This window comes from Streptomyces sp. NPDC090798, from assembly GCF_044768965.1.
Classification (GTDB): domain Bacteria; phylum Actinomycetota; class Actinomycetes; order Streptomycetales; family Streptomycetaceae; genus Streptomyces.
Genome location: NZ_JBIVXA010000004.1, coordinates 202,916 through 218,921 on the forward strand (window position 1 = coordinate 202,916; position 16,006 = coordinate 218,921).

9 protein-coding genes are annotated in these 16,006 nt (G+C 70.4%); 7 read left to right on the forward strand and 2 right to left on the reverse strand.

What is annotated here, in order from left to right; translation table 11 throughout:
- Window positions 1-71 precede the first annotated feature (71 nt).
- The 7 genes from ACIQTP_RS11120 to ACIQTP_RS11150 all read left to right on the forward strand — a co-directional run bounded on the left by ACIQTP_RS11120 (window position 72) and on the right by ACIQTP_RS11150 (window position 10,927).
- Window positions 72-1,406: an ABC transporter substrate-binding protein gene (locus ACIQTP_RS11120; RefSeq protein WP_403398567.1), complete on the forward strand. Its 1,335-nt coding sequence runs from the start codon at window positions 72-74 to the stop codon at window positions 1,404-1,406.
- Between the two features lie 7 nt (window positions 1,407-1,413).
- On the forward strand, window positions 1,414-2,349 hold the full coding sequence (locus tag ACIQTP_RS11125; protein ID WP_403398569.1) for a carbohydrate ABC transporter permease: 936 nt from the start codon (window positions 1,414-1,416) through the stop codon (window positions 2,347-2,349).
- A 47-nt stretch (window positions 2,350-2,396) separates the two neighbouring features.
- The gene (locus ACIQTP_RS11130) at window positions 2,397-3,203 is read left to right on the forward strand and encodes a carbohydrate ABC transporter permease (protein WP_403399087.1); all 807 of its coding nucleotides are present in this window, start codon (window positions 2,397-2,399) and stop codon (window positions 3,201-3,203) included.
- A gap of 41 nt (window positions 3,204-3,244) precedes the next feature.
- The gene (locus ACIQTP_RS11135; RefSeq protein WP_403399088.1) at window positions 3,245-5,980 is read left to right on the forward strand and encodes an alpha-mannosidase; all 2,736 of its coding nucleotides are present in this window, start codon (window positions 3,245-3,247) and stop codon (window positions 5,978-5,980) included.
- Between the two features lie 51 nt (window positions 5,981-6,031).
- Window positions 6,032-9,007, forward strand: coding sequence for a glycoside hydrolase family 2 TIM barrel-domain containing protein (locus tag ACIQTP_RS11140; protein WP_403398571.1), 2,976 nt, complete (start codon window positions 6,032-6,034; stop codon window positions 9,005-9,007).
- 258 nt (window positions 9,008-9,265) lie between these two features.
- Entirely contained in the window at window positions 9,266-9,841 is a 576-nt protein-coding gene (locus ACIQTP_RS11145; RefSeq protein ID WP_095856990.1) for a helix-turn-helix domain-containing protein, read from the forward strand.
- A gap of 18 nt (window positions 9,842-9,859) precedes the next feature.
- Window positions 9,860-10,927 carry a threonine aldolase family protein gene (locus ACIQTP_RS11150; protein ID WP_403398573.1) on the forward strand — a complete coding sequence of 356 codons (1,068 nt, stop codon included), beginning with the start codon at window positions 9,860-9,862 and terminating at the stop codon, window positions 10,925-10,927.
- Window positions 10,928-10,933: 6 nt separating this feature from the next.
- On the opposite strand, the gene ACIQTP_RS11155 is transcribed toward ACIQTP_RS11150, so the two are convergent.
- Window positions 10,934-11,401 (reverse strand): hypothetical protein, encoded by a 468-nt coding sequence (locus tag ACIQTP_RS11155; RefSeq protein WP_403398574.1) that lies wholly within the window; start codon window positions 11,399-11,401, stop codon window positions 10,934-10,936.
- Window positions 11,402-11,461: 60 nt separating this feature from the next.
- Window positions 11,462-16,003, reverse strand: coding sequence for a hypothetical protein (locus tag ACIQTP_RS11160; RefSeq protein ID WP_403398576.1), 4,542 nt, complete (start codon window positions 16,001-16,003; stop codon window positions 11,462-11,464).
- Window positions 16,004-16,006: the final 3 nt, after the last annotated feature.

Below are 16,006 nucleotides of genomic sequence, written 5' to 3' on the forward strand. Positions count from 1 at the left end.
GACATTCCCGCCTGAGCTGTCAACGTCGACCCGCCTAGCGCCGCCGCTAGTCGTTCTCTGGAACGGAAAACATGAGCAAGAGAGTCACGCGCACCCGTCTCGCCGCCGTCGCCGCGGCAGCCACTCTCGTCGTACTCGCCGGGTGCTCGTCACCCGCTCCGTCGGACAAGGCGTCCGCGGCCTCCTGCACCCCCGCCAAGGGGAAGGTCACCCTCCAGTACTGGAACACCGTTCCGGGCATGGACAAGGTCGTGGACCTGTGGAACAAGAAGAACCCGGACATCCAGGTCCAGACGAAGAACATCTCCAACGACCAGTACGGCACCCTCGGCAACGCCCTCAAGGCGGGCAAGGCCCCGGACCTCGCTCAGGTGGGCTACGACGAGCTCCCCGCCCTGCGCACCCAGAACGCCTTCGTGGACGCCTCGGCGTGCTCGGCGGCCACCGCGGCCAAGTCGAAGTTCGTGCCGTGGACCTGGTCCCAGACGAGCTTCGGCGGCACGGGCGTCTTCGCCCTCCCGCAGGACACCGGTCCGATGGCCCTGTACGTGCGCACCGACATCTTCAAGAAGCACGGCATTCCGATCCCCACCACCTGGGACGAGTACGCGGCGGCCGCGCAGAAGCTGCACAAGGCGGACCCCAACCTCGACATCACGTTCTTCGACCCGAACAACGCCGAGTGGTTCAACGGGCTCCTCTGGCAGAACAGCGCCCAGATGTACAGCTACTCCGGCGACAAGTGGCACGTCACCATCACGTCGGACCAGAGCAAGCAGGTCGCCGACTACTGGCAGAAGCTGATCTCCGGCAAGCTCGTGCGCACCGACCTCGCCAACGGTTCGACGCAGATGTACGCCGCGTACCAGAAGGACCAGATCGCCAGCTACGTCGGTGCCGCCTGGGGCTACAGCATGTTCCGCGACAACCTGCCCAAGCAGGCCGGCAAGTGGTCGATCGTGCCGATGCCGACGTGGGGCGCGAGCGGCGCCTCCGGTGACTGGGGCGGTTCGACCGTCGCGTTCATGAAGGGCAGCAAGCACCTCTACGAGTCGGTCAAGTTCAACACGTGGCTGAACTCCGACCCGGAGGCGCTGGCGCTGGAGAACCAGCTGGGTGGCCTCTACCCGGCGGCCGACGCGGGGCTCAAGCTGCCCGCGCTGTCGAAGGGCGTGCCGTACTACAACAACGAGAAGATCTTCGACGTCTTCGCCGACTCGTCCAGGAAGATCGACACCAACTTCGCCTGGGGCCCCACCCAGAAGACGGTGAACCTGGCCCTCCAGGACGCGATGGCCAAGGCCGCGGCCGGTGACGGCACGCTGGCCGACGCGCTCTCCGCCGCGCAGGCCGCCGCCCTGAAGTCGATGAAGGCCCAGGCGATCCCGGCCACGGCGGGCAAGTGACCACGGAATGACCGACATCGCACCCCGCGCGGTGACGTCAGGTGGCCGCCGCCGTCCAGGCGGCGGCGGCCCCCGGGCGGGCACCGTCATCGCGTTCCTCACCCCGTTCTTCCTGCCGTTCGTGCTGTTCTACCTGGTGCCCGTCGGCTACGCGCTCTGGCAGAGCTTCCGCGTCGTGCGCCGCACCGGAGGGCAGTACGGGACCTCGTACACGACCTTCGGCGGACTCGACCAGTACACGCAGGTGTTCCAGAACAGCGAGTTCTGGCACAGCATCGGCCGCATCGGACTGTTCGGCATCGTGCAGGTGCCCGTCATGCTGTTCGTCGCGCTGGTCATGGCGCTGCTGCTGGACACTCCCCTGCTGAAGCTCAAGGCGTTCTTCCGCATCACCGCGTTCATGCCGTACGCCGTGCCCGGCGTCATCGCCGCGATCATGTGGTCCTACCTGTACTCGCCGCAGCTCAGCCCGGTCGTCGACCTGTTCCAGCGCATCGGCCTGCACCCCGACTTCCTCGGTCCCGGCGCCGTGCTGTGGTCGGCGGCGAACGTCTCCACCTGGCTCTGGACCGGCTACAACATGCTGATCATGTACTCGGCGCTGCAGTCGATCCCGCAGGAACTCTACGAGGCCGCCAAGATCGACGGCGCGACCAACTGGACGATCGCATGGCGGATCAAGGTTCCGATCATCGCCCCGTCGATCGTCCTGACCACGGTGTTCTCGATCATCGGCACACTCCAGCTCTACGCCGAGCCGGCCGTGCTGCGCCAGATCTCCTCGAACATCTCCAGCACGTTCACCCCGAACATGCTGGCGTACGCGGTGGCCTCCGGGAACAACTACCAGCAGGCCGCGGCCATTTCGGTGGTCATCGCCGTCATCACCTTCGTCTTGAGCTTCGGGTTCATGCGACTCACCTCGAAGAAGGCGGGACTGTGAGCAACCCATCCACGATCCGCGAGAGCCGGGGCAGCCGTACCGCCGTCATGGCCCTGATGTTCCTCCTGGCCGTCTACTTCCTGCTGCCGGTCTACTTCCTGGTCGTCGCGGCGACGAAGCCGCAGGGTGACCTCGCCACCAGCAATGGGCTGGCGTTCTCGCACTTCAACCTGTTCGAGAACCTGCGCGTCCTGTTCACCCGCAGCGACGGCATCTTCGGGCGGTGGGCCGTCAACACCGTCATCTACGCGGTGCTGGGCGCGGCCGTGGGCACCCTGATCTCGGCCCTGTGCGGTTACGCGCTGGCCAAGTTCCGCTTCCGCGGCCGGGAGTTCCTCTTCTCCGTCGTCCTCGGCGGTGTCCTCGTACCGACCACCGCGCTCGCCCTGCCGCTGTTCCTGCTCTTCTCGGCGACCGGGATCGTCAACACCTACCTCGCGGTGTTCCTGCCCAGCATCGTCAGCCCGTTCGGTGTCTACCTGGCGCGCATCTTCGCCAACGCCGCCGTCCCGCAGGAGCTGATCGAGTCGGCGCGGCTGGACGGCGCGGGCGAGTTCCGCACGTTCTTCTCGGTGTCGTCCAGGCTGATGACGCCGGCCCTGGTGACCATCTTCCTGTTCCAGTTCGTGGCCATCTGGAACAACTTCTTCCTGCCGATGGTGATGCTCCAGAAGGAGTCGCTGTTCCCGATCACGCTCGGCCTGTACGAGTGGAACGGCCAGACCGCCCGGGCTCCCCTGCTCCAGGAGTCCGTGATCACCGGCTCGCTGGTTTCGATCGTGCCCGTGATCGTCGTGTTCATCCTGCTCCAGCGGTTCTGGCGCACCGGGCTCGCCGCCGGTTCCCTCAAGTGACCGCGCTCCCCCGCACGTCCGCACAGAAGGTCCCCCTCGCCATGCAGAACTCCGCCGTCTTCGTGCCCCATTTCCACTGGGACAGGGAGTGGTACGAGCCGTTCCAGGTGTTCCGGCACCGGCTCGTCACCGCCCTGGACACCGTGCTGGAGACCGCCGAGGCGAACCCGGACTTCCGGTTCACCGTCGACGGTCAGATGGCCGCGGTCGAGGACTACCTGGAGATGCGGCCGGAGAACCGCGACCGCCTCGTGGCGCTGGTGCGCGAGGGCCGGCTCGCCATCGGACCGTGGCTGATCCTGCTCGACGAGTTCCTCTGCTCGGGCGAGACGATCGTGCGCAACCTCCAGATGGGCTGGGCCGCGGCGGAGCGACTGGGCGGTGCGATGCCCGTCGGCTATCTGCCGGACATGTTCGGCCACATCGCGCAGATGCCGCAGATCCTCGCCCGCGCCGGGATCGAGCACGCGGCGCTGTGGCGCGGCGTGCCCGGTTCCGTCGAAGGCCACGCCTTCCGCTGGCGCGCGCCGGACGGCTCCGAGGTCCGCACCGAGTTCCTCTTCGACGGCTACGACAACGGTCTCGACGTCCTGCTGGTGCCCGACCGGATCGGCCGCGCACTCGGCGACTACGCGCGGATGACGGCCTCGCGGTGGGGCGGTGACCCGGTGCTGGCGATGGCCGGCACCGACCACAACGCGCCCGACCCGCGGCTCGCGGACTGGCTGCGGCGCGCTTCCGACGAGGAGCGCGGCATCACGATCGCGACACTCGACGAGTACATCCGCGAGCACGCGCGGGCCGAGGTGTCCGCCGTCGTCACCGGCGAGCTGCGCAGTCACGTCCGCGGCAACATCCTGCCCGGCGTACTGTCCGTGCGGCTCGGGCTCAAGCAGCGGATGGCCGTCGCCGAGCGCACCGTCGACCACGCCGAGCGCCTGAACGCCCTGTGGTCCCGGCGGGACGACGCGCCGTTCCTCTCACTCGCCTGGCACAAGATCATCGAGTCGACGGCGCACGACTCGGTCGTCGGCTCGGGCACCGACGAGACCTGCGACCAGGTCGACGCCCGCCTGGCCGAGGCCGCGCAGACCGCGCGTGCCGTGCGGGACGCCGCGCTCGCCGGGCCCGCCGCCCGGGTGCCGAGCGACGCTCATCTCGTCGCCAACCCGCTGCCGTTCGCCCGTACGGCGCTGGTCGAGGTGGACGTCGTGGCGCCACCGGCGGGAGCCGGTCTTGTCGCGACCGCCGCCGACGGCTCCGCGCACCCCGTGCAGCTGATCTCGCAGGCCCCGACCGTGCTGAGCGACGAGCGCATGGACGCCTCCCAGCTCGAACGCGTCCTGCGCCGCATCCACCGCCGCGAGCTGTTCGGGCGGCTGATCGACCACTACGAACTCACCCCGAACTCACTCGTCTTCCACCTCGCCGAGGTGCCCACCAGCGGACCGTTCGACCTGCTGATCCTGCGCCGCGAGGTCGCCGAGGCGGCCGCCGCGCACCCGGGCGAGTGGCGGGTGCTGACGCTGGAGGAGGCGCGGGCGACCGCGCTGGTGCCCGTGCACGTGCCGGCCTCCGGACTGGCGAGCTTCCGGGTCGCGCCGAGCGAGTGGCCCACCGCCCCGTCGACCACGCTCGCGAACGCCACGGCGACGCCCCGGGGCGTGTCCAACGGCCTGGTCGACGTCGAGGTCGCCGCCGACGGCACCCTGACCGTGACCGGGGCCGACGGCACCGTACTGAGCGGCGTCGGCCGCCTCGTCGACGGCGGTGACCGGGGCGACAGCTACAACTACGCGCCCCCGGCGCGGGACGTACTCGTGTCGGAGCCGGTGGAGACGACCGTAGACCTGCTCGAATCCGGACCGCTGCGTTCCCGGCTGCGGGTCACCCGGGTCTACGCGTGGCCCGCCGCGCTCTCCGCCGACCGCGATCTGCGCGCCGACCGGACCGTGGAGACTCCGGTGGAGACGCTCGTGGAGGTACGCGCGGGCGAGCCGTTCGTCCGGGTCTCCACGTCGTTCCTGAACCAGTCCGCCGACCACCGGCTGCGTTTCCACGTGCCGCTGCCCGAACCGGTGGCCGTCTCCGCGTCCGCCGGGCAGTTCGCCGTGACCGAGCGCGGGCTCACCGCCGAGGGCGGCTGGGGCGAGTACCCGCTCCCGACCTTCCCGGCGAGCTCGTTCGTGTCGGCCGGACCGGCGACCGTGCTGCTCGACCACTCCAGCGAGTACGAACTCGTCGACGGCGGCGCGGAACTGGCCGTCACCCTGCTGCGCGCGATCGGCTCGATCAGCGTCAACATCCACCCCCTGCGCGACGAGCCCGCGGCGAGCGAGATCCCCGCGCCGGGCGCGCAGGACCTCGGCATGCGGATCGCGAACCGCTTCGCCGTGCTGCCCTCCTCGACCGGCTGGCAGGGGGCCGACGCGGTAGCCCTCGCGGAGGAGTTCCGGGGCGACGTGCTCGTCACCCGCGGCACCGCGCCCGGCGGCGGCGACCTGCCGGACGACGCGACCGGACTCGGGATCGACGGCAGGGACGTCCTCGTCTCCAGCGTCCGCCGCGTCACCGACGACGAGCGCGGGTCCGGAACCGAGGTACGGCTGGCCGCGATGAGCGCCACCGGCTCGGTCGTCCGGGTGACGGGCGCGTTCACCGAGGCGACGACGGTCGACCTGCTCGGCCGACCGCTCTCCGCGCTAGCGGAACCGTCCGGCGACGGCCTCGAACTCGCCCTCGGCCCCTGGGAGATCCGCACCGTGGTCCTCCGCTAGGCCCTGTCGTCAAAGAATCCCCTCCGCTGCCACCGAGAAAGTTGTGACCTCTTGCCCTCCGAGCTTTCCGCCTACGTTTCGGACACCACACCCGGGCGCGGTGCGCTGCGCCCGGCACGCTCGTGGCTGCACTCCGACGCTCCCTCGCTCTCGCTGAACGGAGCCTGGCGTTTCCGGCTGTCGCCCACGGCGTCGGTGGCACAGGACTTCGCGGCCGAAGGATTCGACGACCACGGCTGGGAGAGCATCCCGGTGCCGTCCCACTGGGTGCTGGAGGGCGACGGAGCCCACGGCCGGCCGATCTACACCAACATCCAGTTCCCGTTCCCGATCGACCCGCCCCACGTCCCGGACGAGAACCCCACCGGCGACTACCGGCGTCATTTCGCCATGCCCGCCGGCTGGTCCGACGCCGAGCGGATCGTGCTGCGGTTCGACGGTGTCGAGTCGCTCTTCCGGGTCTGGGTCAACGGGGTCGAGATCGGCAGCGCCGCCGGGAGCCGGCTCGCCCACGAGTTCGACGTCACGCGGGCGGTGCGTCCGGGCGACAACGTCGTCGCCGTACGGGTGCATCAGTGGTCGGCGGCCAGTTACGTCGAGGACCAGGATCAGTGGTGGCTGCCGGGCATCTTCCGCGACGTCACCCTGACCGCCCGGCCGGCCGACGGCATCGAGGACGTCTGGCTGCGGACCGGATTCCGCGACGGCCGAGGGCGCGTCGAGGCGGAGATCACCGCCGAGGGGTCCGCGTTCCCGGTCACCCTGCGCATCCCCGAACTCGGCGTCGAGCAGGTCTGGGCGACCGCGGCCGACGTCACGCCGGTCGACGCCGGCGAGGTGGAGCCCTGGTCGGCCGAGCGGCCCCGCCTGTACGAGGCCACCGTGTCGACGGCGGCGGAGAGCATCGCGCTGCGCGTGGGCTTCCGGACGGTCGAGATCCGCGGTGACCGGTTCCTGGTCAACGGCCGTCGTGTCGTGTTCCACGGGGTCAACCGCCACGAGGCGCATCCCGTGCGGGGCCGGGTCTTCGACGAGGAGCACGCCCGCGAGGACCTGGCCCGGATGAAGCGGTTCAACGTGAACGCCATCCGTACCAGCCACTACCCGCCGCATCCGCGTCTGCTCGACCTCGCCGACGAACTCGGCTTCTGGGTCGTGCTCGAATGCGACCTGGAGACGCACGGCTTCGAAAAGGGCGGCTGGGCGGGCAACCCGAGCGACGACCCGGCATGGCGCGAGGCGTACCTCGACCGCATCCGGCGGACGGTCGAACGGGACAAGAACCACCCGAGCATCGTGATCTGGTCGCTCGGCAACGAGTCGGGTACCGGCAGCAACCTCGCCGCCATGTCGGCCTGGGTGCACGCACGGGACGCCGAACGCCCCGTGCACTACGAGGGCGACTACACCGGCGAGTACACCGACGTGTACTCCCGCATGTACGCGTCGGTGCCGGAGACCGAGCTCATCGGTACCGACGGCACGGACACGCGACTGCTGAACTGCACCCCCGCGCAGAGCGCCCGGCAGCGGGCCAAGCCGTTCCTGCTGTGCGAGTACGCCCACGCCATGGGCAACGGGCCGGGGGCGCTCGACCAGTACGAGGCGCTGGTGCACGAACATCCGCGGCTGCACGGCGGGTTCGTCTGGGAGTGGCGCGACCACGGGATCCTGGCCACGGCGCCGGACGGCACGCAGTACCACGCCTACGGAGGCGACTTCGGGGAGGTCGTGCACGACGGCAACTTCGTGATGGACGGCATGCTGCTGAGCGACGACGTCCCGACGCCCAGCCTGTACGAGTACAAGGCGGTCGTGCAGCCGGTCCGTTTCGTCTTCGACGGCGACAAGGTCGCGGTGACGAACCTGCGGCACTCGGCCGACACGTCCGACCTGCGCTTTCGCTGGCGCGTCGAGTATGACGGAACGCCTGTGGACGCCGGGGACCTGGAGGTCCCGGTGGTCGCGGCGGGCGAGTCGGGGTGGGCGTCCCTCCCGCCGGTCCCGGTGGCGCCCGAGGGCGAGACATGGCTGACGATCGACGCGGTCCTGGCGACCGCCGCCCCCTGGGCCCCCCAGGGCCATGTGGTGGCCACCGTCCAGTCGGACCGTTCGCCGGGCGTCCCCGTGCCCGCCGTCCGCCACCGGACGGGCTGGCGCGCCGATGGCGGAACGCTGACGCTCGGGACCGCCGAGTTCGTCGACGGCTCCCTCGTGAGCCTCGCCGGCCGCGCCGTGACAGGACCACGGCTGGAGTTGTTCCGCGCCCCGACCGACAACGACAAGAGCCCGTCGGACGGTGTGGAGGAGAGCGACGCGAGTGTCCCGGGAGTGTCCAACGCCGAGCTGTGGCGTCGCGACGGTCTCCACCGGCTGACCGCACGCCGGGTTTCGGCGGAGCGGACCGCGGACGCGCTGCGCACGCTCGACAAGGTCTCCGCGGCGAACTCCGCGCTGTTCGTGATGGTGGAGTCCGTCTGGTCGCTCGAAGCCGGGGAGCTGGAACTCCGCGTGGAGATCGAGCCGTCGAGGGGCTGGACCACGGTGTGGCCGCGGATCGGAATCCGCTTCGACCTGCCCGACGGCACGGCACCCGTCGACGGCGCCGAATGGTTCGGGCTCGGCCCGTCGGAGTCGTACCCCGACAGTCTGCGGGCGGCGCGCACCGGCCGTTTCTCCTCCGGGATCGACGACCTCTCGGTCGACTACGCACGTCCCCAGGAGACGGGACACCGGTCCGGCCTGCGCCGGCTGACCCTCACGAGCACGGGCGCGGAGGTGTTCCGTGTCGAGGCCCTGCCCGACACGCACGGACGGCGGCCCGGCTTCACGCTCAGCCGCCACACGCCCCAGGAGCTCGCACGGGCCAAACACCCGTATGAGCTCCCCGCCTCGACGACGAGCCGTCTGACCATCGACGCGGCGCAGCACGGACTCGGTTCGCGGGCGTGCGGCCCGGACGTGGGGCCCGAGTTCGCGCTGCGTCCCGAGGCCCGCACGATCAGACTGCGCATCACGGCGGGCTGACCTTCCCGACTCCTGACCGACGGAGCACCGAACCGCAAGGAGCACCCGTGTCGGCCGACCGCAGCACAGCGGCCGACCGACACGGGTCTCGTGTTTGACCCACCGATGGCGCGCTTCCCCTCGATCAGCGTCGTTCACTAAAACGAACGCAATGTTCACCGCCCGAGTCGTTCGGTATAGTGAACGCATGGTTCATTCAGTCGGGCTACTTGGGGCCGGCATCCGCGTCTCCTGCACCGCAACCCACAGGAGCCGCCGATGACGCCCCCTCCTTCCGGCCGCCAGCCGGTGAGCAGTACCGCAGCCGCGGTCGGCGCGAAGATCCGCCTGCGCCGCCAGCAGCGCGGCATGAGCGCCGCGGAGATGGCCCGGCGCGCCGGGCTGAGCAAAGCCACTCTGTCGCAGCTGGAGGCCGGCAACGGCAATCCGACGATCGACACCCTGGATGCGATCGCGATCGCCCTGCGCATTCCGATCGCCGACCTGCTGGCGCGTGACGCCGACACCGGGCCGGTCTTCCGGCCCGGCACGGACATCGAGCCCGGCGAGGTCTCCCGGGAGCTGCTGCGCCGCATCAGCAGCGGCAACAGCCTGGAGATCTGGCGGCTGCGCATCCCGCCCGAGACGGAGCTGCCCGGCGTCCCGCACGCCACCGGCACGATCGAGCACCTGCTCATCGCCACCGGGCACGTCACCGCCGGCCCCGTCGACGCCCCGCAGGATCTGGGCCCCGGCGACATGCTCGCCTTCGCCGGGGACGCCCCGCACTTCTACCGCACCGGCGCGGAGGAAGTGGACATCACCGTCGTCTTCGCCTCCCCCATCAGCACCTGAGACCAAGAAAGACGCCTCATGAGCACCACCATCGCCACCACCCCCTCCAGCCGCGCCTTCATCAGCGACAACATGGCCGGGGCATCCCCGCAGATAGCCCAGGCCGTCGCCGACGCGGCCGCCGGGCAGGTCCTCCCGTACGGCAACGACCCCTTCACCGACAGCGCGCGCCGCAGGCTCGGCGAGATCTTCGAGCGGGACGTCGATGTCTTCCCGGTCTCCACCGGGTCCGCCGCCAACGGCCTGAGCCTGGCCGCCCTCACCCCGCCGTGGGGCGGCGTGCTCTCCCACCCCGACAGCCACATCAACACCGACGAATGCGGCGCACCGGAGTTCTTCACCAACGGCGCCAAGCTCGTCGGCGTCCCCGGCTCCGACAGCAAGATCGACCCCGAAGCGCTGCGGACGGCGGTGCGCCGCCGGGCCGGTGACGTGCACAGCGTGCAGCCGTCCGCGCTGAGCATCAGCCAGGCCACCGAGAGCGGCAGCGTCTACACCCTGGAGGAGATACGCAGCCTGTCCGCCATCGCCAAGGAAGCGGGGCTGCGCGTCCACATGGACGGCGCGCGCTTCGCCAACGCCCTGGACCATCTCGGCGCCACCCCGGCCGAGATGACCTGGAAGGCCGGCGTCGACGTCCTGTCCTTCGGCGCCACCAAGAACGGCGCGATGACCGCCGACGCCATCGTCTCCTTCGACCCCGCACTCGCGACCGAACTCGCCTTCCGCGTCAAGCGCGCCGGCCAGCTCGCCTCCAAGATGCGCTTCCAGGCGGCCCAGATCGACGCGTATCTCACCGACGGCCTGTGGCTGCGCAACGCCCGCCAGGCCAACGAGATGGCCACCCGGCTCGGCGACGGGCTCAAGGCCATCCCCGGCACCGGCCTTCTGGCCACGCCACAGGCCAACATCCTCTTCTGCCGCCTGCCCCAGCAGGCCACCGAAGGACTCCTCGCCGAGGGCTACGCCTTCTACCACGACCGCTGGGAGCCGGGCATCGTCCGGTTCGTCACGGCCTTCTCCCACAGCGCCGACGACATCGACCAGCTACTCGACGCGGTCCGCCGCCACACCCGCTCACGATGAACCGGCTCAGAAAGTCGAGACGAAGAACTGCACTCGACGGTTCTCGGCTCGCTCGGCCTGACTCGACGGAGTGAGGTGGACCAGGTCGGCGGAGCCACATGCCGCAGTCAGCAAGGAAACCCTCTGCATGGAGGCGATGTCGGCCGGGACGACGCCTCCTGCCGCCAGCACGAGTTCGGCGATTTGGCCGAACAGCCAATCCTTGGTGCTCTGGGCACGGCTTGTGCTGGCGGTCAACTCGTCGGCGCGACGCTGCTCGGAAGTGAGCCCGGGGGTGTCCACACGGTCCGAGTGACCGAGGATCATGACCACGCAGAACTGGCCCGCTGTCTCTGCCTCCGCCGAGGCTGCCGGAATCACTACTTCGTCGAAGATCAAATTCTGGCGTCCCGAATCCAAGGTGTCGAACAGCGTCTTGAATTCCGTTTCGTGGTCGCCGTAGCCACCGATGGAGAACTCGACTCGATTCGTCATGGCTGAACCTTCCAGTAATCGCGGGTGCTGTCGCACATGGTGTGCTCCGTCAACGCTGTGTCAGCGATGGCGGAATCCGCCGCGCTGCGGACCGTGCCGGTCGTGGTCCTCACGGTCGTCGTCCGGGCCGTCGTGCCTGCCAGGCCGGTCATCGTCGTCGTGATGGCCGTCCGGTCCGGGCGGGAGATTGACGGCGTCGCAGTAGATGACCGGCCCCGGGAGCGTGAGTGGAGTGGGAGCGGAGCCGTCGGCCGGGATGCCCTCCGTCTCCATGACCAGCAGGCGCAGCGGTACCCCGCGCCGCACGGGCGGTACCGCGATCTGGCCCGTGTAGAACGGCGTGTTGGAGGATTCCGCGTCGACCGAGGTGAGTCGGGTGACGGTGTCCTCGAGGGTCACCCATCCGAGATCTTGGTCGTCGACGATGTCGTGCCGACGCTGCAGCGTGGCGGTGATCTGCGGCGGCAGGGAGCCGGTGGGGTCCCAGGAGGGACCGGTGAGACTGACCTCCAGCGGCTGGCCGGGCCTGACCGTGAGTTCCCTGTCGGGCAGAGTGCGGACCAGGTCGGCGAGGACGACCGACGAGATCTCGGCTCCGGGGATCGAATCGGGCTGATACCGGACCAGAGCGAGCCGGACGAAGGGCAGACAGGTCTCCCCGGTGTCCAGTTCCAGGTCGCAGAACCAGCGGCCGCCCTTCTCGCCCGCGTCGAACTGCGGGGCGAAGCCCACGACCGTCACGGTGAGCGGGCCGGAGGGCAGGGCCAGCGAGAGCTTCTTGGGCGGCCCCACCGCGTTGGTGAACACCTCCGGGGTCGGTGCCACGACGGCCGCGGAGCGGTGGATGGGATCGCGGCCCATGAGGGTGACCCAGGCGTCGCGTACGGACCTCGGATCGCCGCCGGGCGGCTCGCCGAGGACCACGCCGAGCAGTTCACCGTCTCCGGAGGAGAACCAGGGGCGGTCCAGGTACACCCGGATGCCTCCGCCGTGCCGACGCTGGACGATGGCGCCGGACGTCCCGTCGTCCTGCTCCAGGGCGAGAGTGGGTACGCAGTACAGGACCCGCGGTGCCGTGGGCGCCGCGCTGCTGAGCACCGAGTGTTCCTGCGGGGCGCCCTGTACGGTCAGCGCGCTCTCGCCGGGCTCGGCGAACCGCGGAGGGAAGTAGTCGCCGAACCGGCTGCCGGCCAACGGGCGATACCGCACCACGCGGTGTTTGGTGTCGCCGAACTCGTGCTTCTCGAGGAGGGGCGGGGAGTCGGTCGTGGCCTTGTCCTCGGCCGCCTTGGTGCTGAAGGCCAGGACGCCGTTCTGGAGGACGACAGGGTCCGTGCCGGGGAGCCCAGTCCGGCCGGCCCTCGCCGTCAGCAGCCCGAACACCGGGGCGGTCATCGTCCGGATCTCGCGCCCGGCGGGGCCCGCGTCCGTCACCTCGGTCCATTCCGCGACGAGATCGATCCGGCCCGTGCTGTCCTCGTCCAGCGCCACGGTACCGGCGAGGTGCTCGGCCGTGGCGCCGCCGGCGCGCGGAGTCGCCAGGGGGGACAGGTTCAGCACGGGCGCCTTCAGCGGCTGTTGCACCGCATGGACGAGAGTCAGCTCGTGCCAGGGAGTGAACATCCAGTGGCGACTGGCCGCGGCCAGTTCCAACACCCGGTCGGCCCTCTGCAGTTCTGCCCTTCTCCGCGCCTCGGCCTCCTCTTCCGACTCCGGCGCGAGGCCGGGTGCCGGCTCCGGGATCTCCCGGCACCATGAGGCCATGCCCATGAGGTGCGCGTCGAAGTCGATGCCGGAGCACACCCGGACGGTGGCCACGGCGCCCTTGGGCAGCGACACGGTCAGCACCCGGGACGCCTTGTCGAAGTGGGGCGGCGTGGTTCCTTCGACCAGCCTCAGCCTGAAGGACCTGGGGCGGTGCCAGACATCGCCGTCCCAGGAAATGAGGAAGGGCTGACCGGGGGGCATTCCCGGCAGGTCCAGCAGGGCGGCTCCCTGGGCCAGGGGATCGGGGAGGCCGCGCATGTCGACCTGTTCGCCGATGTGCCGGGCGATCACCGCAGGGTGGGCGGGGTCCGCCGCCGGTGAGTCGATGGGGTCCAGTCGTACGTCCGGCCCGGGGTCGTCCAGGGAGGCGCTTTCGCGTACGGCCAACTCGTGGACCGCGTTCTGTACGGCGTGGTCGGCGGAGCCGATGGCCTCGTCCAGCAGTCCGTGCCATTCCACGCATTGCACCGATGCCTTCGGCGCCACCACATGGCGTTCGTCGGCACCCTGGTAGGGGACGTGTCCTTCCTCGGTGACCAGCGATGACCGGTTGAACTCCGCGGCGTACTGCTCCGCTGTGCTGCCGGTCGCCGGGGCCGTCCCCGGGCCGGGGCCGCAGTCGACGGTGAAGCCGTTCTTGCGACCCAGCTCGGTCAGGGACTGGCAGCCGGGTGTGCCGTCGGCGTCGCGCCCGGAGAAACCCTGGTCTCGTTGTTCCTCGGCATAGGCGGCCCTCGTCCGGTCGCCGAAGTTGCCGTCCGCGCCGCCCGGGAGGCGGTGGCCCTCGGCCATGAGGGCCCTCTGGACGACACGGATGTCCTCGTTGGTCAGGTCGGGGTGGACATTGGCCAGGGAGACCCTCGTCGCGTCCCCCACGGGGCCGGAGGGACCAGCCGGTGGCGGACCGGCCCCTGGGCTGCTCCGGATCACCATCCGGAAGGTCGAGGCGCCTTCGGCGAGCGGCAGTCTGGGCACCACCGACGGCGCCGGGACGGCCTCGAACCGCTGGAAGACCAGCGGCGGGTCGGGGACCGCCACGCCGGGCAGGTGCATCAGGGCGTTGGCCTGCGGGAGGTCGAGGCCGTTGCCCGCCACGTCGACGGTGCGCAGCCGCACCCGGTACGCATGGCTGTAGCGCAGTGTCGGCAGCGAAGCACGCCCCGCCTTGACCGTGATCTCCAGCGGCAGCCCCGGCGGCACCTCGTTCTTGGGTGGCACCGGAGGGTTGGGAGCCGTGCGGGTGTCGGGGTCTCCCTCGTCGATGTCCAGTACGAGGCCGGGCAGGGACGCGGACAGGGACCACCCGCGCCAGACGGCCAGCGGCTCGGGCACGTAGAGCGCGGGATCGCTCGGTGGTGAGACCAGGTGGGCCTGGAAGAAGCCTTCGTCGGCGGCCGTCAGCAGGAGTGGCCCGTCGTGGGGCTGCCGGTACTCCACCACGCGCGCGTGCAGCGAGCACCAGCTCTTCCGATGCTCGTCCCAGATGTCCATCCGGTGGCCGCGGACCAGATCCTGGGCGACGAGCACGGGGGCGGTCGGCTGCCCCTGGATGTCCTGCGGGCCCGGTTCCGCGACATGCGGATTCCCCGCCTCGGCATCCGGCGGCCGCGCCTGGGCCCGCTCTCGCTGCCGCGCGACCGCCTCGGTGAAGGCCTTGTCGTGCTCGACCGCCCGGTCGAACTCTGTCTGCAGGCTGGCTTGACGCTCGTTCCTGATGAGCGAGATCCCATGGGTCCGCACCGGGGACAGTCCTGTGGCGCCCTCGGGGACCGACACCATCTTGAGTGCGGCGCCGTCCACGTCCGCCTGTTCCACGGAGAAGTTCGCCGCCAGGTCCACAAGACCGCGGGAGGGCGACGCCAGCGGGTCGCCGGCGGATGGCGGCTGCGCTGCGGGGAGAAAGAGGCGGCGGCCGGGCGTGGGCGGGTTCGAGGGGAGGGGATCCACGCCGAAGAAGTAGCGGGTAAGGCAGGGGACGTCGTACGAGTCGCCGCCCAGTGCGGAAGTCCAGTGGGGAATGACGGTCAGCAACCGCTCGCCTGCGGAATCGGGGAGCCCGGCCGGCAGGACGAAGTCCAGAACCAGTCCGAGGCGCCGGAGCAGCACGGGGTGGTCACCGAGCGAGGTGAGCATCGTGTGAAAGTCGGCAGGCGGCGGGGACGGCCGCGAGGGCTGCCCCTGACCGTTCGACGGCTGTCCATTACCGGGCGGCCCTCCGGCGGCCAACGGCTCCGCCCCGCGTGGCGACCCGCCGGCCGGGGACGTGGCTGCGCTCGAGGGCCTGTGGAACGCCTCCAGCGCCGCCAGCTGCGGAGGTACGGCGTCGCCCTGAGAGCCGTGGCCGAACCCTGTAACGGGTCCCTCGGGGACGGTCTCCTGCGACCTCAGTAGCTTCTTCGTCGGCGGCGGTGCCTCGGGCGAGTCCTTCGCCGCCTTGGCGTAGACGTCCTTGGTGAACTTGCGCACTCCTCGCGCCGAGTAGCTGCACATCTCCCGCTTGGGCGCATCACAGGAGTAGGGCTCCAACTGGGTTCCCCCGTGGAAGAGACTTGTCCACAGGTTCGTGTCAGGAGCCGGGCCCTGCGGCGCGAGCGGACCGGTGAAGGGTGTGGGCACGGGTGGCGTCACCGTGCCGTCCGCGGTGGCGAACTCGAAGGTGGCCGCGCCGACCTTCTCCGGCCATCTGAGGAAGTCGGGGAAGCTCGCCAGCGTCGCGTTCGTCCCGTCGGGCGGGTGCAGCCGGGGGGCCACGAACACCGACACCCGCGCCCGGGTGCCGTCGTCCGAGAGCCCGGCCGGGAGGACGGTCCAGTTGATCTGCTGTTCGAAGGGCATGGA